The following is a 949-nucleotide window of genomic DNA, read 5'->3' on the forward strand; positions in this document are numbered from 1 at the left end:
TAGCTCCGGTATTGTCATTAACGGTATAAGTGAAACTGTCGGATGTAGTTTCAGAGCCGTCGTGTGTATAGGTTACTGTACCGTTGCCATTATTGGCAATGGTTCCGTTTGTGGCCGTTCCTACAGAAACAGAGCCATTGTTAATGGTGCCATCTGCATCTGTATCGTTGCCTGTCAGGTTAATTGTAACCGAAGCCCCTTCATTCACAGTGGCTGCATCATTGTTGGCTACCGGCGGATCGTTCTGAGGCGTAATGGTAAGGTTAACAGTTGCGGTATTTGAAGTAGCTCCGGTATTGTCATTAACGGTATAAGTGAAACTGTCGGATGTAGTTTCAGAGCCGTCGTGTGTATATGTTACTGTACCGTTGCCATTATTGACAATGGTTCCGTTTGTGGCCGTTCCTACAGAAACAGAGGCATTGTTGATGGTACCATCTGCATCTGTATCGTTGCCTGTCAGGTTAATTGTAACCGAAGCTCCTTCGTTAACTGTGGCCGCATCATTGTTGGCTACCGGCGCATCGTTTTGAGGCGTAATGGTAATGTTAACAGTTGCGGTATTTGACGTAGCTCCGGTATTGTCATTAACGGTATAGGTGAAGCTGTCGGATGTAGTTTCAGAGCCGTCGTGTGTATAGGTTACTGTACCGTTGCCATTATTGACAATGGTTCCGTTTGTGGCCGTTCCTATAGAAACAGAGCCATTGTTAATGGTACCATCTGCATCCGTATCGTTGCCTGTCAGGTTAATGGTAACAGAAGCTCCTTCATTCACAGTGGCTGCATCATTGTTGGCTACCGGCGGATCGTTCTGAGGCGTAATGGTAATGTTAACAGTTGCGGTATTTGACGTAGCTCCGGTATTGTCATTAACGGTATAAGTGAAACTGTCGGATGTAGTTTCAGAGCCGTCGTGTGTATAGGTTACTGTACCGTTGCCATTATT

At 45.8% G+C, this 949-nt stretch carries 1 protein-coding gene; it reads right to left on the bottom strand.

The annotated features are described in order from the left end of the window. Window positions 1-949: tandem-95 repeat protein (locus KEM09_RS21820; protein ID WP_212232081.1), on the bottom strand; the 949-nt coding region annotated here is incomplete at both ends.

The sequence above is a fragment of the Carboxylicivirga mesophila genome (genome assembly GCF_018271975.1).
GTDB lineage: Bacteria > Bacteroidota > Bacteroidia > Bacteroidales > Marinilabiliaceae > Carboxylicivirga > Carboxylicivirga mesophila.